The organism is Streptomyces sp. CB03238 (assembly GCF_002099185.1).
GTDB lineage: Bacteria > Actinomycetota > Actinomycetes > Streptomycetales > Streptomycetaceae > Streptomyces.
Window position 1 is genome coordinate 466,134 of record NZ_NBCN01000001.1, and the last position, 24,850, is coordinate 490,983.

Genomic DNA, 24,850 nt, shown 5'->3' on the forward strand with positions numbered 1-24,850 from the left:
GTCATGTCCCGCCATGTCGCGATCGTCACCGATTCAACGGCCTACCTGCCGCCGCAGACGATGGAGCGGCACGGTATCACCGCGGTGCCGCTGACCGTCGTCCTCGGCGACCAGGCCCTTGAGGAGGGCACCGAGATCTCGGCCCGCTCCCTCGCCCTCGCGCTCCAGAAGCGGCGCTCGGTGACCACGTCCCGGCCCAGCCCCGAGGTGTTCGCCGCGGCCTACCGGGCCGCCGCCGAGAAGGGCGCCGCCGCGATCGTGTCGCTGCACCTGTCGGCCGAGTTCTCGGGGACGTACGACGCCGCTCTGCTGGCCGCCAAGGACGCGGCGGTGCCCGTGCGGGTCGTCGACACCGGGATGGTCGCCATGGCGCTGGGCTTCTGCGCGCTGGCGGCGGCCGAGGCGGCGGAGGCGGGCGGCACGCCGGACGAGGTGGTCGCCGCCGCGGAGAAGCGGGCCGCCGGGACCTCCGCGTACTTCTACGTCGACACGCTCGAGTACCTGCGCCGGGGCGGCCGCATCGGCGCGGCCCAGGCGCTGTTGGGCTCCGCGCTCGCCGTGAAGCCGCTGCTGGAACTGGAGGGCGGGCGGATCGAGCTGCGGGAGAAGGTGCGCACCGCGTCGAAGGCGATCGCCCGACTGGAGGTGATCGCCGCCGAGCGGGCCGGCGCGAGCCCGGTGGACATCGCGGTGCACCACCTCGCGGCACCCGATCGGGCCGCCGCGCTCGCGGACAGGCTGCGCAGCCGTGTCCCCGGCCTGGCCGAGCTGCACGTCAGCGAGGTCGGCGCGGTCATCGGCGCGCACACCGGGCCGGGGCTGCTGGGGGTCGTCGTCTCGTCGCGGTGACCGCCCGGCTCATGCTCGCGGGTGACCAGGTTTTCCACAACTGGCGGTTTATCCACGGAATTTGACGCTGCTCGGCGGGTTCGGGCGAATGCGTCTAGCGTGCTCGGCATGGCAACGCGAACACACTCCGTGACGTCCTCATCGCCCGTCGTACGCGCAGCGAGCGGCCCCGGCCGGGCACCCGGCTCCGACGGCCGCACGCGCAGCCGCGGCCCCGCACGACACCGCGTGCGCGGAAGGCGAGCAGCCGTGCGCGCGACGGCGACAGCACGCCGCCGCGCGGACGCCCTCTTCGCAGGGCCGGGCGCGTACGCGACGCATCCGCCGCCGGACGACGGCACGCCACGGGCGGGCCGCCCGTGCCCGGACGGTGGGCCGTGCCCGGACGGTGGGCCTCCGCCGGATGCTGGTCGGCCATCGGACGGTGGCGCGTGCCCGGACGGCTGTCTGCCTTCGGACGGTGGTTCGCGGTCGGTCAGTGGTCAGTTGTCGGTCGGGGGTCCGCGCTCGGACAGTGGCCGGCTTTCGGCCGGTGGGCAGGTGCCGGTGCGGTCACCGGTGGCGGCGACGGGGCCGGTGGCGGGGGTGGCCGGCGAGTCCGCGGCGGGTGCCGGCGTGGCTGCTCCGGTCCCCGAGGAGGAGGCACTGGGGCGGCGGGAGCGGTGGCGTCTCGGGTTGCGGGAGCGGCTGCCGCTGTGGCTGCAGGCGCGGTGCGGAATGGAGCCCCGGACGGTCGTCGCACTCGCGGTCGTCCTGGTCGTGGCCGCTGCCCTTGCCGGGCGGTACTTCTGGGCGGGCCGCCCGGAGCCGGTCCGGGCTCCCGACCTGGTCAGGGCGGCGGCGCCACCGGCGGCGGGCGCCGCGACTCGCCGGCCCCCGGCGGGGGCGCCACCCGTCGTCGTCGACGTCAGCGGGAAGGTACAACGGCCGGGTGTGCTGCGGCTGCCCGCAGGATCACGGGTCGGCGACGCCCTGCGCGCGGCAGGCGGTGCCAGGCCCGGTACCGACCTCACGGGGCTGAACCGGGCACGTGTACTCATGGACGGCGAGCACGTCGTGGTGGGAGCCGCACCTGGACCGGCGGCTCCCATGCCCGGGGCGCCGTCCGGTCCCGGTGGTGGCGAGGGGCCGGTCAGCCTCAACACCGCCACCGTGGAACAGCTGGACACGCTGCCCGGCGTCGGCCCCGTGCTGGCCCAGCACATCGTCGACTACCGCACCCGACACGGGGGTTTCCGGTCGGTCGACGAACTCCGCGAGGTCAACGGGATCGGCGAGCGCCGGTTCGCGGACCTCCAGTCACTCGTACGGCCATGAGCCGCGCGGCGGTTCACGCAGCGTCAGGCAGCCCCCTGGGGGCCGCCGATCCTGGGCAGGAGGGCCCGGCCGACGTGCGGCTCATGGGTCCCGCCCTGGCGGCGTGGGCAGCGGCGGCGCTCGCGATCGGCGCACCGGGCCGGTGGACGGTGGTGGGCGCGGCGCTCTGCGCCGTAGGCGGTGTGGTGCTGTTGCTGGTGTGTGCCGGCGGGCGGGCCGTGCCCCTGGCGCTCAGGCGGTGGCGGGGCAACGGGACGGCGTGTACGGCCGTGTTGCTCTGCGCCGCGGCCGGTGCGGCGTCCGCGGGACTGCACGGCGCCGATCTGAGACGGGGTCCGTTGCCGGGGCTCGCGGAGCAGCACGCACGGGTCGGCGTCGAGGCAACGGTCACCTCCGATCCACGGCTCACGCGCGTGAGGGTCCGCGGTCCCCGGGCCGCGCCCGCCGCCGTCGTCCTGGACGCCCACGTGACGCGAGTGACGGCGCCCGACGGGGCGGTCACCAGGGTCCGTACGCCCGTGCTGGTCGTCGTGTCGCCCGGCGGAGCGGAGTGGCAGCGGCTGCTGCCGTCCACCCGGCTGCGCCTGACAGGGCGGCTCGCACCGCCGCATCGCCACGGCGAGCCGTTCGCCGCCGTCCTGCGGGCGGACGCGGGCCCGCCACGGGTCACCGGGCCGCCGACCGCGCTCCAGCGCACGGCGGGGGAACTGCGGGCGGGACTGCGCGCCGCGACCGACGGGCTCGCACCGGATGCCCGCGCCCTGCTGCCGGGGCTGGTCGTCGGGGACACCTCCCGTATCCCACCCGACCTGCACGACGCCTTCCGGGCCACCGACCTCACGCACCTCTTGGCCGTTTCCGGAAGCAACCTCACCATTGTGCTGTTGCTGCTCATCGGCCCACCCGGAAGAGCACTGAAGGCCGAACGCGGAGGGCTGGCGCCCAGGTTGGGAATCCCACTCCGGGCGACGGCGCTGCTCGGCGGGGCGCTGACCCTCGCCTTCGTCCTGGTCTGCCGACCCGACCCGAGCGTGCTGCGCGCCGCCGCCTGTGGGCTGATCACCCTGCTCGCCATCGGCACCGGGCGCCGCAGGTCGCTGATTCCCGCGCTCGCCGCCGCCGTACTGCTGCTGGTGCTGTACGACCCGTGGCTGGCGCGCAGCTACGGCTTCCTGCTGTCCGTGCTGGCCACCGGGGCGCTCCTGACCGTCGCCCCGCGCTGGAGCGCCGCGCTGCGAAGGCGCCGGGTGCCGCCGCGGATCGCGGAGGCGCTGGCCGCGACAGCCGCGGCCCAGGCAGTGTGCGCCCCGGTGGTGGCCGTCTTCGCCGCCCGGGTCAGCCTGGTGGCGATCCCGTGCAACCTGCTCGCCGAACTCGCGGTGGCCCCCGCGACCGTGCTCGGGTTCGCCGCGCTCGCCACGGCACCGGTCGCGATGCCGGTGGCCGTGGTGCTCGCCGAATGTGCGGGTTGGCCGGCCGGCTGGCTAGCCTCCGTCGCCCGCGCGGGAGCCGCGCTGCCCGGGGCGGAGGCCCAGTGGCCGGGCGGCTGGCGCGGTGGACTGCTGCTCGCCGCCGTCACGGGGGCGTCGGTGGTGTGCGTGCGGCGGATGCGGCACCGGGTGTGGCTGGCCGGCGCGTGCACCGTGCTGTTGCTGCTCGCGGTGGTGCGGCCGCCGCCGCTCGTCAGGCTGATCACCGGGTGGCCGCCGCCGGGCTGGGTGTTCGCGATGTGCGACGTCGGCCAGGGCGATGCGACGGTCCTCTCGGCGGGCGGTGACACGGCCGTGGTGGTGGACGCGGGGCCCGATCCTGAGCCCGTGGACCGGTGCCTGCACGCGCTGGGCGTCACGCGGGTGCCGCTCGTGGTGCTCACGCACTTCCACGCCGACCATGTCGCGGGCCTGCCGGGTGTCATGCGCGGCCGGGCCGTCGGGGCGATCCAGACCACGAGCCTCCAGGACCCCGAGGACCAGGCGGCGTTCGTGCGGAGGACGGCCGCCGCGGCCGGGGTGCCCGTCATCCCGGCGGGTGCCGGTGAGCGCCGGCGGATCGGGTCGCTCGACTGGACGGTGCTGTGGCCGGGCACCGCCATGACCGGCCTCGGGCCGGAGGGGCCGAACGACGCCAGCGTCACGCTGCTCGTTCGCGTCGGCGGCGGTACGACCCTGCTGCTCCTCGGCGACCTGGAGCCGCCCGCCCAGCGGGGTCTGCTTCGGGCCCACCCGGACCTGCCGCAGGTCGACGTCCTGAAGGTCGCCCACCACGGCTCGGCCCATCAGGACCCACGTCTGCTGAGCAGGGCCCGGCCACGGCTGGCCCTGGTCTCGGCCGGCCGTGACAACCCGTACGGCCATCCGTCGCCGCGTACGGTCGGCGCGCTGCGGGCCGGGGGAGCGGTGGTCCTGAGCACCGACAGGCACGGCGCGATCGCCGTGACGGGAAGGGGGAAGGAGCTGCGTGCCGCCACGGCCCAGGGGCCGGGGCCGGAGCCGTAGCGGCACGCAGGAACAATGTCCTGCGTGAGCGATGTGAGACATGTGCTGGTGCTGCCCGACCGGGACGCGGCCGAGGAGGTGGCGGAGGAGCTCGGGGAGCGTTTCGGGATCACGGAGGAGCCGCAGCTGGTACGGGACGCCCTGGCTGGTGAGGACGACGCCGAGGACGCTCAGTGGCTGGTGGTCGTCGAGGACCCGGACGGGCGGCTCGCGGCCCGCGATCTGGACGAGTTCGCGGCCCAGTGGGACGGCTGGCGCGAGGAGCCGTAGAGAGGGGCGGTCCGGGCGTACCGGCGTTGTCGGTGGGCCGTGCGATGCTGGTTCGCGATGGCCACCAGAAAGAACCAGACCGACGACGTCCTCGCGCCCGTCACCCTCGCCGTGGGGCAGGAGGACCTGTTCCTCGACCGCGCGGTGCAGCAGGTGGTGGCGGCCGCCCGCGCGGCCGACGCCGACACGGACGTCCGCGACCTGACGCCCGACCAGCTCCAGCCCGGCGCCCTCGCCGAGCTGACGAGCCCCTCGCTCTTCGCCGAGCGCAAGGTGCTGGTCGTGCGGAACGCGCAGGACCTCTCCGCCGAGACGATCAAAGACATCAAGGCGTACCTGGGCTCGCCCGTCGAGGACATCAGCCTCGTCCTGCTCCACGCGGGCGGCGCCAAGGGCAAGGGCCTGCTGGACGCGGCGCGCAAGGCGGGCGCCCGGGAGGTCGCGTGCCCGAAGACCACCAAGCCGGCGGAGCGCCTGACGTTCGTCCGCGGCGAGTTCCGGGCGCTGGGCCGGTCGGCGACGCCGGAGGCGTGCCAGGCGCTCGTCGACGCGGTCGGCAGCGATCTGCGGGAGCTCGCGTCCGCGGTGTCGCAGCTCGCCGCGGACGTCGAGGGCACCATCGACGAGGCGGTCGTCGGGCGGTACTACACGGGCCGCGCGGAGGCCTCCAGCTTCAACGTCGCCGACCGGGCGGTGGAAGGGCGTGCGGCGGAGGCCCTGGAGGCGCTGCGGTGGTCGCTGTCGACGGGTGTCGCGCCCGTGCTGATCACCAGCGCGTTGGCGCAGGGTGTGCGGGCGATCGGCAAGCTGTCGGCGGCGCGGGGCGGGCGGCCTGCGGATCTCGCGCGCGAGCTCGGCATGCCGCCGTGGAAGATCGACCGGGTGCGTCAGCAGATGCGCGGCTGGACGCCGGACGGTGTCGCCGTCGCGCTGCGCGCGATCGCCGAGGCGGACGCGGGGGTCAAGGGCGGGGGCGACGACCCGGAGTACGCGCTGGAGAAGGCGGTCGTCACCATCGCCCGCGCGGCCCGCTCCCGCCGCTGACCCCCGCGGGGCGGCGCGCATCGCCGCGCATCGCCGGGTGGTGGGGGCGGTAGGGCTGCAGCGGGGCGGTGGCGGTGCGTGGTCGGCCGCCGGCCGGTGGGTGCGCCCGGCCTGACGGCCGGGCTCGGGTTCCCACCCGCACCACCCGTGCGGGACGGGGGCGAGTGCGGGTTCCCGTGGGACCTCTCCGCCGTCGGCGGCCGAGGGCCGTGCGGTGGGGGACTGTGGGTGTGGGTCTTCCGGTGGGGCTTGCGTTGTCGGCGGGCGCGGGGCCGGGCGGCGGGGGCTGTCGTGCGGAGCCTCCGGTGGGCCTTTCCGTCGTCGTAGGCCGCAGGCCCGGGAGATCGCGGTTCCCGTCCGCACCACCCCCGCGCGGGGCCTCTTCGCCGTCGGCGGGCGACAGGCCGTTGGGCCGGGTGCGGGGCGTCCCGGGATCCGCTCGCCGTGGTGGGCGCCGTACGACGCCGGGCGTCACGGGTCGCAATGGCGCGGCATGACGAAGGCCCCGGCGGGGCGTCCTGGGGAAGGACGGCGACGGGGCCTTCGGGTGGTGCGTCGGTGAGCTCGTACCCGCGTGGCGAACGCAGGCCGCGTACGAGCTCGGGGTGCCGGTCAGGAGCGGATGAGAGGGCCCGCTTGGTCCGTTCCGGCGATCAAATCAAGAAAGCTCAGCCCTGCAGGGAGCCAACCTTGGTGGCCAGCGCCGACTTCTTGTTGGCGGCGGCGTTCTTGTGGATGACACCCTTCGAGACAGCCTTGTCGAGCGCACGGGAGGCGGCGCGAGCGGCAACGGTGGCCTTCTCGACGTCACCCGCGGCAGCAGCCTCACGGGCCTTGCGGATCGCGGTCTTGAGCGACGACTTGACGGCCTTGTTACGCAGGCGCGCCTTCTCGTTGGTCTTGTTCCGCTTGATCTGGGACTTGATGTTCGCCACGAAAGAGCCTTTTCAGGTTCGTAAGGATTTCTCTGATGTGTGCCACGTCGCAGAGAGGGCCACGAGACACAGCTGCCCAGGCTACCAGTCGCCCTCCGAGCGGCCCAAACCGAGCGCCCGTCCCCGTCCGTGGGACCATGGAACCTACGTATCGATCCGCCGTCGACCCGAGCAGAGACGCCCGGCGTCTCGAGAATCAGGACCCTGCGTGCCCGCGACCCCTATCCACGTGCCCGAGCCGAGCCGTACCGACCCGGCACTGATCCGCAATTTCTGCATCATCGCGCACATCGACCACGGCAAGTCCACCCTTGCCGACCGGATGCTCCAGCTGACCGGTGTGGTCGAGCAGCGGCAGATGCGCGCTCAGTACCTCGACCGCATGGACATCGAGCGCGAGCGCGGCATCACGATCAAGTCCCAGGCGGTGCGTCTGCCGTGGGCCCCCACCGAGGGGCCCGGCCAGGGCAGCACTCACATCCTCAACATGATCGACACCCCCGGTCACGTCGACTTCACCTACGAGGTGTCGCGATCCCTGGCCGCCTGCGAGGGCACCGTCCTGCTCGTCGACGCCGCCCAGGGCATCGAGGCGCAGACCCTCGCCAACCTCTACCTGGCGATGGAGAACGACCTCGCCATCGTCCCCGTGCTCAACAAGATCGACCTGCCGGCCGCCCAGCCGGAGAAGTTCGCCGAGGAGCTGGCGAACCTGGTCGGCTGCGACCCCGACGACGTGCTGCGGGTGTCCGCCAAGACCGGTCTCGGGGTCGAGGCGCTGCTGGACCGCGTCGTCCGGGAGGTCCCTGCCCCGGTCGGCGTCAAGGACGCCCCCGCCCGCGCGATGATCTTCGACTCGGTCTACGACTCGTACCGCGGTGTCGTCACCTACGTCCGTGTCATCGACGGCCAGCTCAACAAGCGCGAGCGCATCCGCATGATGTCCACCGGCGCCACGCACGAGCTGCTGGAGATCGGGACGAACTCGCCCGAGATGCTCCCGGCCGACGGGCTGGGCGTCGGCGAGGTCGGGTACCTGATCACGGGTGTGAAGGACGTCCGGCAGTCCAAGGTCGGTGACACCATCACCACCCTGCACAAGGGCGCCACCGAGGCCCTGGGCGGCTACAAGGACCCCAAGCCGATGGTGTTCTCCGGCCTCTACCCGCTGGACGGCTCCGACTACCCCGAGCTGCGCGACGCCCTCGACAAGCTCCAGCTCAACGACGCCGCGCTCGTCTACGAGCCGGAGACCTCCGCCGCCCTCGGCTTCGGCTTCCGCGTCGGCTTCCTGGGCCTGCTGCACCTCGACGTGATCCGCGAGCGGCTGGAGCGCGAGTTCGGGCTCGACCTGATCGCCACCGCCCCGAACGTGGTCTACCGCGTACTCATGGAGGACGGCACCGAGCACACCGTCACCAACCCGAGCGAGTTCCCCGAGGGCAAGATCAGCGAGGTGTACGAGCCGGTCGTCCGCGCCACGATCCTCGCCCCCAGCGAGTTCATCGGCTCGATCATGGAGCTGTGCCAGACCCGCCGCGGCACCCTCCTCGGCATGGACTACCTCTCCGAGGACCGGGTCGAGATCCGCTACACCCTCCCCCTCGCGGAGATCGTCTTCGACTTCTTCGACCAGCTGAAGTCCAAGACCCGCGGCTACGCCTCCCTCGACTACGAGCCCACCGGCGAGCAGGCCTCCAGCCTCGTCAAGGTCGACATCCTGCTCCACGGCGACAAGGTCGACGCCTTCTCCGCCATCACCCACAAGGACGCGGCGTACGCGTACGGAGTACGGCTCGTCGCCAAGCTGCGCGAGCTCATCCCCCGGCAGGCGTTCGAGGTGCCCATCCAGGCGGCCATCGGCTCGCGCGTCATCGCCCGCGAGACCATCCGCGCCATCCGCAAGGACGTCCTCGCCAAGTGCTACGGCGGTGACATCTCCCGTAAGCGGAAGCTGCTGGAGAAGCAGAAGGAAGGCAAGAAGCGGATGAAGATGGTCGGTTCCGTGGAGGTTCCGCAAGAGGCCTTCATCGCGGTGCTGTCCAGCGACGACTCCGCCGGCGGCAAGACCAAGAAGTAGAGCCCGGCCGCACAGCGCCCGTTCGGTTCACGGACGGGCGCTTTTGCGTGCCGTGACACCCCTCGGGCAGGGCACAGTCGTTATGAACAGCCCCTTACATGGCGGACCACGGCGCTCTAACCTGATGCCGCCCGAGGGTTACTCGCCAGTTAAACAATCATCCCGTCGTGCAGCCCTGCCGCAAGCCGCCCGGAGGACGTCGTGAGCGACACACAGACCCTGATCGAGAACCGCCCGCCCTCCGTGGCGGCCCTCTTCCTGGAGCGCGTGGCCAAAACCCCTGATGCGGAGGCCTACCGCTACCCGGTGCCGGCCCCCACCGGCCAGGGCCCCGACGACTGGAAGTCCCTCAGCTGGGGGCAGGCCGCCGACCGCGTCTACGCCATCGCCGCCGGGCTCATCGACCTCGGCGTACAGCCCGAGGAGCGGGTCGCCCTCGCCTCCGCCACCCGCGTCGAGTGGATCCTCGCCGACCTCGGCGTGATGTGCGCCGGCGCCGCGACCACCACCGTCTACCCCCAGACCAACGCCGAGGAGTCCGCGTACATCCTCGCCGACTCCGACAGCCGCGTCCTGATCGCCGAGGACGCCACCCAGCTCGCCAAGGCCCGCGAGCGCCGCGCCGACCTGCCGCACCTCACCCATGTCGTCGTCATCGACCCGACCGGCGTCGAAGCGGAACCCGGCGACCCCGAGGGCTGGGTCCTGTCCCTCGCCGAGCTGGAGGAGCGCGGCCGCGCGTACCTGGAGAAGCACCCGGACGCCGTCAAGGACCGGGTCGCCGCCATCACCCCCACCCAGCTCGCCACCCTCATCTACACCTCCGGCACCACCGGCCGCCCCAAGGGCGTACGGCTGCCGCACGACAACTGGTCGTACATGGCCAAGGCCATCGCCGCGACCGGCCTGGTCACGGCGGACGACGTGCAGTACCTGTGGCTGCCGCTCGCGCACGTCTTCGGCAAGGTGCTGACCTCCGGCCAGATCGAGGTCGGGCACGTCACCGCCGTCGACGGCCGCGTCGACAAGATCATCGAGAACCTGCCGGTCGTCCAGCCGACGTACATGGCCGCCGTCCCCCGTATCTTCGAAAAGGTTTACAACGGAGTCGCGGCAAAGGCACGGGCCGGAGGCGGCGCCAAGTACAAGATCTTCAAGTGGGCCGCCGAGGTCGCCCGCGAGTACGCCAGGACCAGCCAGGACAACTTCCGCCGCACCGGCAACGCGAGCGTGCCCTTCGGCCTGAACGCCAAGCACAAGATCGCCGACGCCCTCGTCTACTCCAAGCTCCGCGAGGCCTTCGGCGGCCGGCTGCGCGCCGCCGTCTCCGGATCGGCCGCCCTCGCGCCCGACATCGGCTACTTCTTCTCCGGCGCAGGCATCCACATCCTGGAGGGGTACGGCCTCACCGAATCCAGCGCAGCCTCCTTCGTCAACCCGGGCGAGGCCTACCGCACCGGCACCGTCGGCAAGCCGCTGCCCGGCACCGAGGTGCGGATCGCCGACGACGGCGAGATCCTGCTGCGCGGCCCCGGCATCATGGAGGGCTACCACGGGCTGCCCGAGAAGACCGCCGAGGTCCTGGAGCCGGACGGCTGGTTCCACACCGGCGACATCGGCGAACTGTCCGTCGACGGCTACCTCCGTATCACCGACCGCAAGAAGGACCTGATCAAGACGTCCGGCGGCAAGTACATCGCACCCGCCGAGGTCGAGGGACAGTTCAAGGCGGTCTGCCCGTACGTCTCCAACATCCTCGTCCACGGCGCCGACCGGAACTTCTGCACCGCGCTCATCGCGCTCGACGAGCCCGCCATCATCGGCTGGGCGGAGGAGCACGGCCTCGGCGGCAAGACGTACGCCGAAGTCGTGGCCACCCCGGAGGTCACCCGGCTCGTCCAGGGCTATGTGGACCGGCTCAACCAGGGACTCCAGCGCTGGCAGAGCATCAAGAAGTTCCGCCTCCTGCCGCGCGACCTCGACATCGAGCACGGCGAGCTGACGCCCAGCCTCAAGCTGAAGCGCCCCGTCGTGGAGCGGGAGTACAAGCACCTGATCGACGAGATGTACACCGGATCCAGGGAGGCCTGAGCCGTACGCCGACAAAGGGGCCGCGCACGGGTGCGCGGCCCCTTTCGCGTGGGCGGCCGGCGACGACTTCAACGACTTCGATGACTCGGCGCTTATGAGCGTGCTCCATCTGTCACCCTGTCGGTGTCCGAACCACGAGCCGACCAGGAGCCGACGAGGAGCCGCACGTGGGGTCCTTTCCGACACAGCGCGCGACCACCGGCGAGTTGCCGCTGCCACCCCACCATCCGCCCCCGACTCAGTCCGTCGCACGCACCAGCCTGCCCGGCAATCCCCTCGCCCCCTCCGCCGCCCGCCGCTTCGTACGCGCCGCGCTCGCCGACTGGACCGGCCTCGCCCTGCCCGCCGCCGCGACGATCACCGACCGGGTCGCCGACGACGCCGTCCTGGTCGTCGGCGAACTCGTCACCAACGCCGTCGTCCACGCCGGCACCACCGTCGAACTCCTCTGCCGGCTCGAGGACCCCGCCGGCGGCCTGCCCGCCGCCCTCGTCCTCGAAGTGTCCGACCACCACCCCACCAGGACCGTCCGCCACGAGCACCAGCACCACCAGGACGACGAGGACGGCCTCGACGAGTACGGTCGCGGGCTCCAGCTCGTCGCCGCCCTCGCCGAATGCTGGGGCATCACCTACCGCCCCGGCCTCAAGACCGTCTGGGCCCGGCTCCCCCTCGACGGCTGGGACACCTGCCCCGTGCCCGGCGCCGAACCGGCGATCCAGCGCGGGCTGCGCGCCGCCGAGATCCTCGCCCCGGCACCGCGCCGCGTGGTGCGCGACGACCACGAGTGGGCCGGCCGCGGCGCGCTGTCGTTCCTCGCCGAGGCCTCCGACCTCCTCGCCGGCCAACTGGACGAGGACCTCGTCGCCGCCCTCGCCGGCCAGCTCCTGGTGCCACGCCTGGCCGACTGGTGCGCGTTCTGGCTGGAGGGCGACGGCACGGAGGGCGGCGGACCGCGGCTCGCCCGCGTATGGCACGCCGACGAATCGGCGCTGGAGGCGCTGCGTACGGCGCTGGAGAAGGAACCGCCGCACATGCCCGAGCCGGCCCGCACCGGCCCGGTGCCGATCCCCTGGCCCCCGTCGCCGTCGCCGTCGTCGTCGGGGCCGCAGGGGAGCGCGGCGGGTGGCACGGCACTCGCGTACCGGCTGGTCGTGGGCGGGCACGGGCTCGGCACGCTGATGCTGGGACGGCGCGGGCGAGCCCGCATCCCCGACGCCGTCACCGCCCTCGTCGAGGACTTCGCGCGCCGCGTCGCCCTCGCCATCGGCGCCGCCCGCCGCTACACCCGCCAGGTCACCATCAGCCGGATCCTCCAGCGCGGGCTGCTGCCCAGCCAGCTGGCCCAGATCCCGGGCGTCGACAGCCGCGTCGTGTACGAGCCCAGCGACGACGGGCTCGCCGGCGGCGACTTCTACGACGTGTTCCAGGCCGGCCCCGCGGCGCGGCGCTGGTGCTTCATGCTCGGCGACGTCCAGGGCAGCGGCCCCGAGGCCGCCGTCGTCACCGGCCTCGCCCGCCCCTGGCTGCGGCTGCTCGCCCGCGAGGACCACCAGGTCGGCCAGGTCCTCGACCGGCTCAACCGGCTCCTCCTCGACGACGCCACCGAGGCCGCCGAAGCCGCCGCGTCCATGGTCGCCGCGGCCGGCGACCTGCCCGGCGGGCCACAGCCCCCGTCCCAGCCCCAGGCACGGTTCCTGTCCCTCCTGTACGGCGAGCTCGTACCGCTCGCCCCCGAGGACGGCGGCGGCGCCCGCTGCACCCTCGCCTGCGCCGGCCACCCCCTGCCGCTCCTGCTGCGCCCCGACGGCTCCGTGACGCCCGCCGCGGCACCCCAGGTGCTGCTCGGCGTCGTCGACGACGTCGGGTACGAGAGCCACACCTTCCACCTCGCACCCGGCGACACGCTCCTGTGCGTCACCGACGGCGTCACCGAACGCCGCTCCCGTACGGGCCGGATGTTCGACGACGGCGACGGGCTGGCCGAGGCCCTCGCGGGCTGCGCCGGGCTGCCCGCGCGGGAGGTCGCCGACCGGATCCGGCAGGCGGTCCACACCTACGGCGAGACGCCCGTACGCGACGACCTCGCCCTGCTGGTGCTCCAGGCCAGGTGACCGGCCCGGGTGACGGACAATGGGACGTATGCCTTCCGTACTGCCCGATGGTGAGCCCATGCCCGAGGACGGCGCGCTGCCCGCGTCCGCCCTGCTCGGGGCCGGTGAGCGGCCGCTCGGGTTCTATCTGCACGTGCCGTACTGCGCCACCCGCTGCGGCTACTGCGACTTCAACACCTACACCGCCACCGAGCTGCGCGGCTCCGGCGGCGTCCTCGCCTCCCGCGACAACTACGCCGCGACGCTGACGGACGAGGTGCGCCTCGCACGGAAGGTGCTCGGTGACGACCCGCGCCCGGTACGCACCGTCTTCGTCGGCGGCGGTACGCCCACGCTGCTCGCCGCCGCCGACCTCGTGACCATGCTGGGCGCCATCCGGGAGGAGTTCGGGCTCGCGGACGACGCCGAGATCACGACCGAGGCGAACCCGGAGTCCGTCGACCCCGCGTACCTGGCCGAGCTGCGGGAGGGCGGCTTCAACCGGATCTCCTTCGGCATGCAGAGCGCCCGGCAGCACGTCCTCAAGGTGCTGGACCGTACGCACACCCCCGGTCGGCCGGAGCGTTGCGTCGAGGAGGCCCGCGTGGCCGGGTTCGAGCACGTCAACCTCGACCTGATCTACGGCACCCCGGGGGAGAGCGACGACGACTGGCGCGCCTCGCTCGACGCGGCGATCGGCGCGGGGCCCGACCACGTCTCGGCGTACGCCCTGATCGTCGAGGAGGGCACGCAGCTGGCGCGGCGCATCCGGCGCGGCGAGGTCCCGATGACGGACGACGACGTCCACGCCGACCGGTACCTGATCGCCGAGGACGTGCTGTCCGGGGCGGGCTTCTCCTGGTACGAGGTGTCCAACTGGGCCACGTCGGAGGCGGGGCGGTGCCTGCACAACGAGCTGTACTGGCGCGGCGCCGACTGGTGGGGCGCGGGACCGGGGGCGCACAGCCATGTGGGCGGCGTGCGGTGGTGGAACGTGAAGCACCCGGGCGCGTACGCCGCCGCCCTCGCGGCCGGGCGGTCGCCGGGGGCGGGGCGCGAAATCCTGACGGAGGAGAACCGGCGGGTGGAGCGGGTGCTGCTGGAGCTGCGGCTGCGGGAGGGGTGCGCTTTGTCGTTGCTGCGGGAGGCGGGGCTGGCCGCTGCCGAGCGCGCGCTAAGGGACGGGCTCCTGGACCCGGGTCCTTACGCCCAGGGGCGGGCCGTGCTGACGCTGCGAGGGCGGCTGCTGGCCGACGCGGTGGTGCGGGACCTGGTGGACTAGGCGCGGGTTCCCGGCGTGGGCGTGTCCGGAGTCGGCGCCCCGCCGGGGGGTTGCGCCACCCGTTCCGCCCAACGTATGCCCACAACCCGCTACCCGGTTACGAAGTCGATCAGCTCCTCCACTCTCCCCAGCAACTCCGGCTCCAGGTCCTTGTACGAGGTGACCTTCGAGAGGATGTGCTGCCAGGCCGCGCCCGTGTTGTCGGGCCAGCCGAGCGCGCGGCACACGCCCGTCTTCCAGTCCTGGCCGTGCGGGACCGAGGGCCACGCCCGGATGCCCACCGACGAGGGCTTCACCGCCTCCCAGATGTCGATGTACGGGTGCCCCACCACCAGGGTGTGGGCGTCCGTGACGGAGGCCGCGATGCGGGACTCCTTGGAGCCGGGGACCAGGTGGTCCACCAGGACCCCGAGGCGCGCGTCGGGGCCAGGGCCGAAGTCCCGGACGATGGCGGGGAGGTCGTCGACGCCCTCCAGGTACTCGACGACGACGCCCTCGATGCGCAGGTCGTCGCCCCAGACCCGCTCCACCAGTTCCGCGTCGTGGCGGCCCTCCACGTAGATGCGCCCCGCACGGGCCACGCGCGCGCGTGCACCCGGAACGGCGATCGAGCCGGATGCCGTGCGCGACGGGCGCGAGGGACCGGCCGACGGGCGGACCAGCGTCACCGTACGGCCCTCCAGGAGGAACCCCCGGGGCGTCAGCGGGAACACCCGGTGCTTGCCGAACCGGTCCTCAAGGGTGACCGTGCCCGCCTCGCAGCCGATCACCGCCCCGCAGAAGCCGGTGCTCACCTCCTCGACCACCAGATCCGGCTCGGCGGGTACCTCCGGCACCGGGGCCGAACGCTTCCAGGAGGGCGTCAGGTCAGGGTCGTAAGCGCGCATTCGCCAGACGCTACGACACCCCGAACCGCCGGGCCAGTTCATCGCGTTGGGCGCGTACGAAGGCGGCGTCGACGGCGGCCCCGTGCCCCGGGACGTACAGGGCGTCCTCGCCGCCCAGCTCCAGCAGCCGGTCCAGGGCGGCCGGCCAGCGTGAGGGGATGGCGTCCGGCCCGGCTTGCGGGTCGCCCGACTCCTCCACGAGGTCCCCGCACAGGACGACCTCCCGGGGACCCGGCACGAGTACGGCCAGGTCGTGGCCGCTGTGGCCCGGCCCCACGTTGGCCAGCAGCACCTGCCGCCCGCCCAGCTCCAGCGTCCACTCGCCGCACACCAGGTGGTGCGGTGCCACCAGGACGTCCGTCGCTTCCACGGCGTCCGCCTCGGCGACCCCGTGACGCACGGCGTCGCCGCGCAGCCCGTCCCGGTCCCTGGTCAGTACGGTGTCGATGCCGACCGCCCCGTACACCTCCGCCCCGGAGAACGCCGCCGTCCCGAGCACATGATCGAAATGAGGGTGGCTCAGTGCGATATGCGTCACTCTCCGGCCGCCCATGAGCCCCTGCGCCTGTGTCCGGATCTCGGCGCCCTCACGGAGCGTGGCGCCCGTGTCGTACAGCAGGGCACCGTCCTCGCCGACGACCAGGGCCGTGGTCGCGTCCCACACCGGCAGCCTTCTGCGGCCCACTCCGTCGGCCAGACGTTCCCACCCGAAGTCTTCCCAAGTGACGTCCATACCGGCGACGCTATCGGCAACGACCAGCCGCGTCGCGCGGTAGCGTGTCCCGCTGCCCTTGCCGGGGGCGTACCCCGGCGCCGTACACTGGCCGGGGACAACTGGCACTCGGGCATCGCGAGTGCCAGCGAAACAGAAGGAACCACGGCCGGCTGGAGGTGCGCGCGATGCTGAGCGAACGCAGACTCGAGGTGCTGCGCGCCATCGTCCAGGACTATGTCGGCACCGAGGAGCCCGTCGGCTCCAAGGCGCTCACGGAGCGCCACAAGCTCGGCGTCTCACCCGCCACCGTGCGCAACGACATGGCGGTGCTGGAGGAGGAGGGCTTCATCGCCCAGCCCCACACCAGCGCGGGCCGCATTCCCACCGACAAGGGCTACCGCCTCTTCGTCGACAAGCTCGCCGGCGTCAAGCCGCTGTCGACGCCGGAGCGGCGCGCCATCCAGAACTTCCTGGACGGTGCCGTCGACCTCGACGACGTCGTCGGCCGTACGGTGCGGCTGCTCGCGCAGCTGACCCGGCAGGTCGCGGTCGTGCAGTACCCGTCCCTGACGCGCTCCACCGTGCGTCATGTGGAGCTGCTGTCGCTGGCCCCCGCCCGGCTGATGCTCGTCCTGATCACCGACACGGGGCGCGTGGAGCAGCGCATGGTCGACTGCCCGGCGCCGTTCGGCGAGACGTCCGTGGCCGACCTGCGGGCGCGGCTGAACAGCCGCGTCGTGGGACGCCGCTTCACGGACGTCCCCAACCTGGTGCAGGACCTTCCCGAGTCCTTCGAGGCGGAGGACCGGGGGACGGTCTCCACGGTGCTGGCCACGCTGCTGGAGACACTGGTGGAAGAGACCGAGGAACGGCTGATGATCGGCGGCACCGCCAATCTCACCCGCTTCGGGCACGACTTCCCGCTGACGATCCGGCCGGTGCTGGAGGCGCTGGAGGAGCAGGTGGTGCTCCTGAAGCTGCTCGGCGAGGCCAAGGACTCGGCCATGACCGTACGTATCGGGCACGAGAACGCCCACGAGGGCCTCAACTCCACGTCCGTCGTCGCGGTCGGCTACGGTTCGGGCGACGAGGCAGTCGCCAAACTCGGCGTGGTCGGACCGACCCGCATGGACTACCCCGGAACGATGGGAGCGGTACGCGCAGTGGCACGTTACGTCGGACAGATCCTGGCGGAGTCGTAAGTGGCCACGGACTACTACGCCGTACTCGGCGTGCGCCGCGACGCGTCCCAGGACGAGATCAAGAAGGCGTTCCGGAGGCTCGCCCGCGAGCTGCACCCGGACGTCAACCCCGATCCGAAGACGCAGGAGCGGTTCAAGGAGATCAACGCCGCCTACGAGGTGCTGTCGGACCCGCAGAAGAAGCAGGTCTACGACCTCGGCGGTGACCCGCTGTCCGCCTCCGGCGCCGGCGCGGGCGCGGGTGGCTTCGGGGCGGGCGGCTTCGGCAACTTCTCCGACATCATGGACGCCTTCTTCGGTACGGCGTCCCAGCGCGGCCCCCGGTCGCGCACACGGCGCGGCCAGGACGCGATGATCCGCCTGGAGATCGACCTCAACGAGGCGGCCTTCGGCACCACCAAGGACATCCAGGTCGACACGGCCGTCGTCTGCACCACCTGCTCCGGCGAGGGCGCGGCGCCCGGTACGTCGGCCCAGACGTGTGACATGTGCCGCGGCCGTGGCGAGGTCTCCCAGGTCACCCGGTCCTTCCTGGGCCAGGTCATGACGTCCCGCCCCTGCCCCCAGTGCCAGGGCTTCGGCACCGTGGTCCCCACGCCGTGCCCGGAGTGCGCGGGTGACGGCCGGGTCAGGTCCCGTCGTACGCTCACGGTCAAGATCCCGGCCGGTGTGGACAACGGCACCCGCATCCAGCTCGCCGGCGAGGGCGAGGTCGGCCCGGGCGGTGGCCCGGCGGGCGACCTGTACGTCGAGATCCACGAGCTGCCGCACGCCGTGTTCCAGCGGCGCGGCGACGACCTGCACTGCACGGTGACCATCCCGATGACGGCGGCCGCGCTGGGCACGAAGTGCCCGCTGGAGACGCTGGACGGGCTGGAGGAGGTCGACGTCCGCCCCGGCACGCAGTCGGGCCAGTCCATCCCGCTGCACGGGCGCGGTGTCACGCACCTGCGGGGCGGCGGACGCGGAGACCTCATCGTGCACGTCGAGGTCCAGACGCCGTCGAAGCTGGACCCGGAGCAGGAGCGGCTGCTGCGGGAGCTGGCCAAGCTGCGGGGCGAGGAGCGGCCCACGGGGCAGTTCCAGCCGGGGCAGCAGGGCCTGTTCTCCCGCCTGAAGGACGCGTTCAACGGCCGCTGACCGGGGCGGTGCCCCCGGTGCCCCTGACGGGGCGGGGTCGTGGTGGTGGGGGCCCCGGACCCCCTGACGGGGGCACGTTGGTTGTACGTGGGGGCTGACGCCCCCACACCTCGGGGCGCGGCAGCTCCGCGCCGCGAGGGCGTGCACGGCCGCCGGACCGGCCCCCCAGCGCAGCGGCTTCGCGCTCGCGTCGGTGCGGCCTTGGGCCGCCTCGAAGGGGGGCAGTGGGTCGGGTTCTGGGCGTAAACGACTGAGCTTGCGAAGGAGAGCCCAGGACACGGTCCCCGGAGCGGCCCCAACGGCACGCTCCCGCGCCGGGCTCTCCCCGAGGGCGCGACCCGCCGGAGCGGCGACCGGCGCATAGGCCCGGGGCGGTCTCCACGGCACCCGTACGGCGCACGGGCAACCCCGAAGGGCGCGGACCGCCGGGGCGGTGACCGGACCAGGGGGCGATGACCGGGGCGGGCCCGTGTGGGTGTGCCGTGGGGGCGTGACACCATGCGTGCATGTCCTCCGCACTGACCGATCTCTGCCGGTACCCGATCGTGCAGGCCCCCATGGCGGGTGGCGCCTCCTGTCCGCAGCTCGTGGCGGCCGTGTCCGAGGCCGGCGGCCTGGGGTTCCTGGCCGCCGGGTACAAGACCGCCGACGGCATGTACCAGGAGATCAAGCAGGTACGCGGGCTGACCTCGCGGCCCTTCGGCGTCAACCTGTTCATGCCGCAGCCCGGGCACGCCGACCCCGCCGCCGTCGACGTCTACCGGCACCAGCTCGCCGGTGAGGCCAGCTGGTACGACACGCCGCTCGGCGACCCCGACGCCGGGCGGGACGACGGGTACGAGGCCAAGCTGGCCATCCTGCTGGACGACCCGGTCCCGGTGGTGTCGTTCACGTTCGGGTGCCCCACCCGCGACACGGTGGCCGCGTTCACGCGGGCCGGGACGTACACGATCGTGACGGTCACCTCGCCCGAGGAGGCCCAGGCCGCGCAGCGGGTGGGCGCACACGCCGTGTGCGTCCAGGGCGTCGAGGCCGGCGGGCACCAGGGCACGCACCGCGACGACCCTGAGACCGGCGGGACCGGCACGGGGCTGCTGTCGCTCATCGCGCTGGTGAAGGAGGCCGTGCCGCTGCCGATCGTCGCCGCCGGCGGCCTGATGCGCGGCAGCCAGATCGCCGCGGTCCTCGCGGCGGGCGCCGACGCCGCACAGCTCGGCACGGCGTTCCTGGTGTGCCCCGAGTCGGGCGCGCACACCCTGCACAAGCAGGCCATGACCAACCCGCTGTTCGTCCGTACGGAGCTGACCCGGGCGTTCTCGGGGCGCCCAGCGCGAGGCCTGGTCAACCGGTTCATGCACGAGCACGGCCCGTACGCCCCGGCCGCGTACCCCGAGGTGCACCACCTGACGAGCGGGCTGCGCAAGGCGGCCGCCAAGGCGGGCGACCCGCAGGGCATGGCGCTGTGGGCCGGGCAGGGCCACCGGATGGCGCGCGAGCTGCCCGCCGGGCGCCTGGTGGAGGTCCTCAACGCCGAACTGGACGCCGCGGTGGCCTCCCTCGCACTGCGGGGCGTCGCGTCATGACCGCCCCCGTCTTCCTGGTCGACCACCTGCCCGGCACGGCCGGCACCGTCACGCTCGACGGGCCCGAGGGGCGGCACGCCGTGTCCGTACGGCGGCTGCGCGTCGGCGAGGAGATCGTCCTGACGGACGGCGCCGGCACCGGCGCGTACGGCACCGTCGCGGCCGTCGAGGGCAAGGACCGCCTCGACGTGACGGTCACCGAGGTACGTACGGAACCCGAACCCACCCCCCGTATCACCGTGGTCCAGGCCCTGCCCAAGGGCGACCGGGGCGAGCTGGCCGTGGAGACCATGACCGAGACGGGCGTCGACGGGATCGTGCCGTGGGCGGCGTCCCGCTGCATCACGCAGTGGAAGGGCGACCGGGGCCTCAAGGCGCTCGGCAAATGGCGGGCCACCGCGCGGGAGGCGGGCAAGCAGTCGCGCCGGCTCCGTTTCCCGGACGTGGCGGACCTGGCGTCGACCAAGCAGGTCGCCCAGCTCCTCGCCGACGCCGACTTCGCGGCCGTCCTCCACGAGGAGGGCGCCGAACCGCTGGCGACCGCCGAACTGCCCGCCACGGGACACATCGTGCTCGTCGTGGGCCCCGAAGGCGGCGTGTCGCCCGACGAGCTGGCGGCGTTCGCCGAGGCGGGCGCCAAGCCGTACCGGCTCGGGCGCAGCGTGCTGCGCACCTCGACCGCCGGGACGGCCGCCACCGCCCTGCTGCTGGGGCGCACCGGCCGCTGGTCGTAGAACCCGCGGCGGCCTCAGGTGACGAGGGCGTCGAACAGCGGCCAGCCGTCCACCTCGTGGACGCCGTGCGCGGCGGGCAGCAGGCCACGCGCCGAGGCCTCGCCCAGGAACCGGCGTACGACGCCCGGCTCGTGCGGGTTGAGGTAATGGTCGTGGGTGTCGGCCGGCGCCCCTGACGGCATGCAGGCGTCACGGATCAGCCGGCCGGGCCCGGCCCGGAAGGCCGGCCGCAGCTGGGCATGCGGGGCGTCGGCGCGGCGCAGGGTCAGCAACTCGCGGCACCCGGGGTGCAGATGTCCCACCGACCACAGCCAGGTCGTGCCGTCCACGACCAGCCGGCGCGAAACGCGGTTCCGTCTCATCCGCCCAACGGTAGGGGCCACCCGACCTGTTGTCGTACCCGCTCCGTAAGGTGGCGGCATGTCCGACGAGTCTCCTCTCCTCCGCAGCCTGCGCGCCGCCGTCGCCGCCGCACCCGACGACGTCCCCCTGCGGCTGCACCTCGCCGAACTCCTCCTCCAGGCGGGCCGGAACGACGAAGCCGTGACCGAGGCGGCCGTCGCCCTCCAGCACGCACCCGGTGACGCGGACGCCCGCGCCTTGATGGGCCGCGCCATGGGCATGCCGCCCGCGCCGCCCCCGGCCCCGGAGGCCCCGACCCCCCAAGCCCCGCACAACCCAACGGACTTCGACTGGGCCGCCGCCGAGCAGGAAGTCGGCGACATCGTCCCGCCCCGGTTCGTCGAGGGCACCGAGGCGCCTCTCACCGCCGACGGCCACGGCGACGACCCGGGCGACGCCGACGCCTGGGACGTCGACGCGCCCGGCGGCGTACGGCTCGCGGACGTCGGCGGGATGCAGGAGGTCAAGGACCGCCTGGAGGCCGCGTTCCTCGCGCCCATGCGCAACCCCGAGCTGCGCAAGCTGTACGGCAAGAGCCTCCGCGGCGGCCTGCTGCTGTACGGGCCGCCCGGCTGCGGCAAGACGTTCATCGCCCGCGCGGTCGCCGGCGAGCTCGGCGCGAACTTCCTGTCGATCTCGCTCAGCGACATCCTCGACATGTACATCGGCGCCTCCGAGAAGAACGTCCACGACATCTTCGAGACCGCCCGCCGCCAAGCCCCCTGCGTGGTCTTCCTCGACGAGCTCGACGCCCTGGGCGCCAAGCGCAGCCGCAGCCACCACAGCGGGCTGCGCAACGTCGTCAACCAGCTCCTCACCGAACTGGACGGCATCGCCGCCGACAGCAACGACGGCGTCTTCGTCCTCGCCGCCACCAACGTCCCCTGGGACGTGGACATCGCGCTGCGCCGCCCCGGCCGCCTCGACCGCACACTGCTGGTCCTGCCGCCCGACGCCGCCGCGCGGGACGCGATCCTCCGCTACCACCTGCGCGACCGGCCCATCGAAGCGGTCGACCTCGGCAAACTCGTCAAGGCCACCGAGGACTTCTCCGGCGCCGACCTCGCCCACGTCTGCGAGAGCGCCGCCGAGTCCGCGCTGCTGGACTCGGCCCGCACCGGCACCGTACGGATGATCAACACGAAGGACCTGATGGGCGCGGCCAAGCAGATACGGCCGTCCACCGAGCCCTGGTTCTCGGCCGCCCGCAATGTGGCGACGTTCGCCAACGACGGCGGCATGTACGACGACCTCCTCGCGTACCTGAAGAGGAAGCGCAAGCTGTGACCACCCCGCCCACCCCGCAGCCCCCGTCGCTGACGCTGGACCGGGCCGAGGCGCTCTACGACCTGGCCCGGTACGAGCAGGCCGCCGCCCTCACCGCGCAGCACCTCGCCCAGCAGCCGGACGACGCCCCGGCGCTCGCCCTGCTGGCCCGCTGCCGCCGCCACCTCGGCGACCGGGCGGAGGCACTGCGCCTGGCCGACGAGGCACTGCGCGCCGACCCCGAGCTGCCGTCGGCGTGGTTCCTCCGCGCCGACCTGCTGGCCCACGGGCCGGCCGGCGGGCCGCAGTGGGCGGCCGCGGAGGACGCCGCCCGGCGCGGCCTCGCCCTCGTACCGCACCACTGGAGCGGCTACCACGTGCTCGGCACGATCCTCGCCCGCTCCGAGAACCCGGCACGGCGCCGCGAGGCGTACGCCCTCGCCCTCCGCTCGGTCGAGCTGGGCCCCGAGGAGGACGCCACCCACTTCCTGCTCGGCCTGACCGCGTACCAGCTCAAGGACTACCGCACCGCCGAGAAGGCCTACGAGAACGCGCTGCGCCTCAACCCCGAGAGCAGCGAGGCGCACAACAACCTGTCCCTGCTGCACCTGCGCCGCCGCTGGTACCGGCGCGGCGCGTGGACCAGGGCCGCCGAGGGGTTCGTCGACTCCGCCGCGCTCGACCTGGACGACCGCGAGGCCCGCTTCAACCTGGAGGCCATGGCCTGGGGCACCGCCGCGGGCGCCCGCTGGGTCGCCCTGGGCGGGTTCATGGCCGCGAGCATCGGCTCCGCCCCGCTGCGGAGCGGGGGCAGCGGATCCGGCGCGATCACCAGTGAGCTGATCGGCATCGGCGTGGTCCTGGTGCTGTGGACCGCGTGGTTCCTGTGGATGCGGCGGCGTGTGGCGCCACGCCTGCGGCGCCCCCTGCTGCTGATCTCCCGCAGGTGCCCTCCCGTGCTGTGGATGGCCGGGGCGGTCGGACTGCTGGGCCTGCACTCGCTCGTCACCCTGGCGCTGCCCACGGTGGGCGCCGGGGTCGTCGCCGGGTTCGGCGCGCCGCTGTTCTGGGGCGTGGTCATCACGTACTGGGTCAGCCGGTCGGCGCTCAACAGACGGGCGCCCGACCGCCGATAGAGTGCCCTCGTACGTAGATCGTTGACAGAGCGGTGACAGGAAAGGACCAGGACATGGCCGGAGAGCCGCAGAGCGACTGTCTGTTCTGCAAGATCGTGGCGGGGGAGGTCCCGGCCACCATCGTCCGTGAGTCGGAGACGACCGTCGCCTTCCGCGACATCAACCCGCAGGCGCCCACGCACGTCCTGGTCATCCCCAAGGCGCACTACCGGGATGCCGCCGCGCTCGCCGCCGCCGCGCCGCAGCTCGCGGCGGACGTGCTGTGCGAGGCCGGACACGTCGCCGAGGACGAGAAGGTCGACGGCACCGGCTACCGCATCGTCTTCAACACCGGCACCGGCGCCGGGCAGACCGTGTGGCACGCGCACGCCCATGTACTGGGCGGCCGCGGCCTGAACTGGCCTCCCGGATAGTCACCCGGTCATGTCCGTACGGGAACTCGTCGTGCTGGGCACCGCCAGTCAGGTGCCCACCCGACACCGCAACCACAACGGCTACCTGCTGCGCTGGGACGGCCAGGGCCTCCTCTTCGACCCGGGCGAGGGCACCCAGCGCCAGATGCTGCGCGCCGGGGTCGCCGCGCACGACATCGACCGCATCTGCGTCACCCACTTCCACGGCGACCACTCCCTGGGCCTCGCCGGGGTGATCCAGCGCATCAACCTCGACCAGGTCCCCCACCCGGTCACCGCGCACTACCCGGCCAGCGGGCAGCGCTTCTTCGACCGGCTGCGGTACGCCACCGCCTACCGCGAGACGGTGAAGCTGGTCGAGGCGCCGGTCGCCGCCGACGGCGTGCTCGCCACGACCCCCGCGTACCGGCTGGAGGCCCGTCGCCTCTCGCACCCCGTCGAGTCGTTCGGCTACCGGCTGACCGAGCCCGACGGGGTCCGCATGCTGCCCGAGCGGCTCGCCGCGCACGGCATCAAGGGCCCGGACGTGGGCCGCCTCCAGCGCGAGGGCGCGCTGGGCGGGGTGCGGCTGGAGGACGTCAGCGAGGTACGGCGCGGGCAGCGGTTCGCGTTCGTCATGGACACCCGGCTGTGCGACGGTGTGTACGCGCTCGCCGAAGGCTGCGACATGCTGGTCATCGAGTCGACGTTCCTCGACGAGGACGCCCTGCTCGCCGAGGACCACGGGCACCTGACGGCAGGGCAGGCGGCCGTGGTGGCCGCCGAGGCGGGCGTACGCCACCTCGTCCTCACCCACTTCTCGCAGCGCTACAGCGACCCCGACCTCTTCGAACAGCAGGCGCGGGCGGCCGGCTTCGACGGTGAGCTGACCGTCGCCCACGACCTGGTCCGCGTCCCGCTCCCCAAACGCCGGTAA

General features: G+C 73.3%; 21 protein-coding genes. 17 read left to right on the top strand and 4 right to left on the bottom strand.

Features of this window, described 5'->3' with window-relative positions; all coding sequences use genetic code 11:
* Positions 1-3: 3 nt before the first annotated feature.
* The 5 genes from BKD26_RS02075 (at position 4) to holA (ending at position 5,975) form a co-directional block, all read left to right on the top strand.
* Positions 4-849: a DegV family protein gene (locus BKD26_RS02075; protein ID WP_084895041.1), complete on the top strand. Its 846-nt coding sequence runs from the start codon at positions 4-6 to the stop codon at positions 847-849.
* Between the two features lie 108 nt (positions 850-957).
* On the top strand, positions 958-2,166 hold the full coding sequence (locus BKD26_RS02080) for a ComEA family DNA-binding protein (protein ID WP_084895343.1): 1,209 nt from the start codon (positions 958-960) through the stop codon (positions 2,164-2,166).
* A complete protein-coding gene (locus BKD26_RS02085) occupies positions 2,163-4,661 on the top strand; it encodes a ComEC/Rec2 family competence protein (RefSeq protein WP_084895043.1) in 2,499 nt (832 codons plus the stop codon). The genes BKD26_RS02080 and BKD26_RS02085 overlap by 4 nt, the downstream gene beginning before the upstream one ends.
* A 24-nt stretch (positions 4,662-4,685) precedes the next feature.
* Positions 4,686-4,931 (top strand): hypothetical protein, encoded by a 246-nt coding sequence (locus BKD26_RS02090; protein WP_084895345.1) that lies wholly within the window; start codon positions 4,686-4,688, stop codon positions 4,929-4,931.
* Positions 4,932-4,988: 57 nt separating this feature from the next.
* On the top strand, positions 4,989-5,975 hold the full coding sequence (gene holA / locus BKD26_RS02095) for a DNA polymerase III subunit delta (RefSeq protein ID WP_084895045.1): 987 nt from the start codon (positions 4,989-4,991) through the stop codon (positions 5,973-5,975).
* Between the two features lie 668 nt (positions 5,976-6,643).
* On the opposite strand, the gene rpsT is transcribed toward holA, so the two are convergent.
* On the bottom strand, positions 6,644-6,910 hold the full coding sequence (gene rpsT / locus BKD26_RS02100) for a 30S ribosomal protein S20 (RefSeq protein WP_084895047.1): 267 nt from the start codon (positions 6,908-6,910) through the stop codon (positions 6,644-6,646).
* Between the two features lie 208 nt (positions 6,911-7,118).
* Between rpsT and lepA the strand changes: the two genes are divergently transcribed.
* The 4 genes from lepA to hemW all read left to right on the top strand — a co-directional run bounded on the left by lepA (position 7,119) and on the right by hemW (position 14,456).
* Positions 7,119-8,990 carry a translation elongation factor 4 gene (lepA, locus tag BKD26_RS02105; RefSeq protein WP_084895049.1) on the top strand — a complete coding sequence of 624 codons (1,872 nt, stop codon included), beginning with the start codon at positions 7,119-7,121 and terminating at the stop codon, positions 8,988-8,990.
* Positions 8,991-9,191: 201 nt separating this feature from the next.
* The gene (locus BKD26_RS02110; protein ID WP_084895052.1) at positions 9,192-11,081 is read left to right on the top strand and encodes a long-chain fatty acid--CoA ligase; all 1,890 of its coding nucleotides are present in this window, start codon (positions 9,192-9,194) and stop codon (positions 11,079-11,081) included.
* 206 nt (positions 11,082-11,287) lie between these two features.
* The gene (locus BKD26_RS02115) at positions 11,288-13,195 is read left to right on the top strand and encodes an ATP-binding SpoIIE family protein phosphatase (protein ID WP_241518521.1); all 1,908 of its coding nucleotides are present in this window, start codon (positions 11,288-11,290) and stop codon (positions 13,193-13,195) included.
* Between the two features lie 28 nt (positions 13,196-13,223).
* Complete coding sequence (gene hemW, locus BKD26_RS02120; protein WP_084895056.1) at positions 13,224-14,456, top strand: radical SAM family heme chaperone HemW; 1,233 nt, start codon at positions 13,224-13,226, stop codon at positions 14,454-14,456.
* A gap of 89 nt (positions 14,457-14,545) precedes the next feature.
* On the opposite strand, the gene BKD26_RS02125 is transcribed toward hemW, so the two are convergent.
* Together BKD26_RS02125 and BKD26_RS02130 are read right to left on the bottom strand one after the other, a co-directional pair.
* Positions 14,546-15,343: a DUF3097 domain-containing protein gene (locus BKD26_RS02125; protein ID WP_084895058.1), complete on the bottom strand. Its 798-nt coding sequence runs from the start codon at positions 15,341-15,343 to the stop codon at positions 14,546-14,548.
* A gap of 10 nt (positions 15,344-15,353) precedes the next feature.
* The gene (locus BKD26_RS02130) at positions 15,354-16,076 is read right to left on the bottom strand and encodes an MBL fold metallo-hydrolase (RefSeq protein ID WP_084895060.1); all 723 of its coding nucleotides are present in this window, start codon (positions 16,074-16,076) and stop codon (positions 15,354-15,356) included.
* Between the two features lie 167 nt (positions 16,077-16,243).
* Between BKD26_RS02130 and hrcA the strand changes: the two genes are divergently transcribed.
* From hrcA to BKD26_RS02150, 4 genes are all read left to right on the top strand, one after another.
* The gene (gene hrcA, locus BKD26_RS02135) at positions 16,244-17,260 is read left to right on the top strand and encodes a heat-inducible transcriptional repressor HrcA (RefSeq protein WP_073751357.1); all 1,017 of its coding nucleotides are present in this window, start codon (positions 16,244-16,246) and stop codon (positions 17,258-17,260) included.
* A complete protein-coding gene (dnaJ, locus tag BKD26_RS02140) occupies positions 17,261-18,400 on the top strand; it encodes a molecular chaperone DnaJ (protein ID WP_084895062.1) in 1,140 nt (379 codons plus the stop codon).
* A gap of 506 nt (positions 18,401-18,906) precedes the next feature.
* Entirely contained in the window at positions 18,907-19,983 is a 1,077-nt protein-coding gene (locus BKD26_RS02145) for a nitronate monooxygenase (RefSeq protein ID WP_084895064.1), read from the top strand.
* Positions 19,980-20,717 carry a 16S rRNA (uracil(1498)-N(3))-methyltransferase gene (locus BKD26_RS02150; RefSeq protein ID WP_084895066.1) on the top strand — a complete coding sequence of 246 codons (738 nt, stop codon included), beginning with the start codon at positions 19,980-19,982 and terminating at the stop codon, positions 20,715-20,717. Before BKD26_RS02145 ends, BKD26_RS02150 begins: the two co-directional genes overlap by 4 nt.
* A gap of 14 nt (positions 20,718-20,731) precedes the next feature.
* Here the strand turns inward: BKD26_RS02150 and BKD26_RS02155 are convergent, their stop codons facing one another.
* Positions 20,732-21,079, bottom strand: coding sequence for a hypothetical protein (locus BKD26_RS02155; protein ID WP_084895068.1), 348 nt, complete (start codon positions 21,077-21,079; stop codon positions 20,732-20,734).
* Positions 21,080-21,137: 58 nt separating this feature from the next.
* Between BKD26_RS02155 and BKD26_RS02160 the strand changes: the two genes are divergently transcribed.
* From BKD26_RS02160 to BKD26_RS02175, 4 genes are read left to right on the top strand one after another with little or no spacing between them, the layout of a single operon-like run.
* Positions 21,138-22,406 carry an ATP-binding protein gene (locus tag BKD26_RS02160; protein ID WP_084895070.1) on the top strand — a complete coding sequence of 423 codons (1,269 nt, stop codon included), beginning with the start codon at positions 21,138-21,140 and terminating at the stop codon, positions 22,404-22,406.
* On the top strand, positions 22,403-23,521 hold the full coding sequence (locus BKD26_RS02165) for a tetratricopeptide repeat protein (RefSeq protein WP_241518498.1): 1,119 nt from the start codon (positions 22,403-22,405) through the stop codon (positions 23,519-23,521). The genes BKD26_RS02160 and BKD26_RS02165 overlap by 4 nt, the downstream gene beginning before the upstream one ends.
* Positions 23,522-23,574: 53 nt before the next feature.
* A complete protein-coding gene (locus BKD26_RS02170; RefSeq protein WP_084895072.1) occupies positions 23,575-23,934 on the top strand; it encodes a histidine triad nucleotide-binding protein in 360 nt (119 codons plus the stop codon).
* A gap of 10 nt (positions 23,935-23,944) precedes the next feature.
* Positions 23,945-24,850 (top strand): ribonuclease Z, encoded by a 906-nt coding sequence (locus tag BKD26_RS02175; protein ID WP_084895074.1) that lies wholly within the window; start codon positions 23,945-23,947, stop codon positions 24,848-24,850.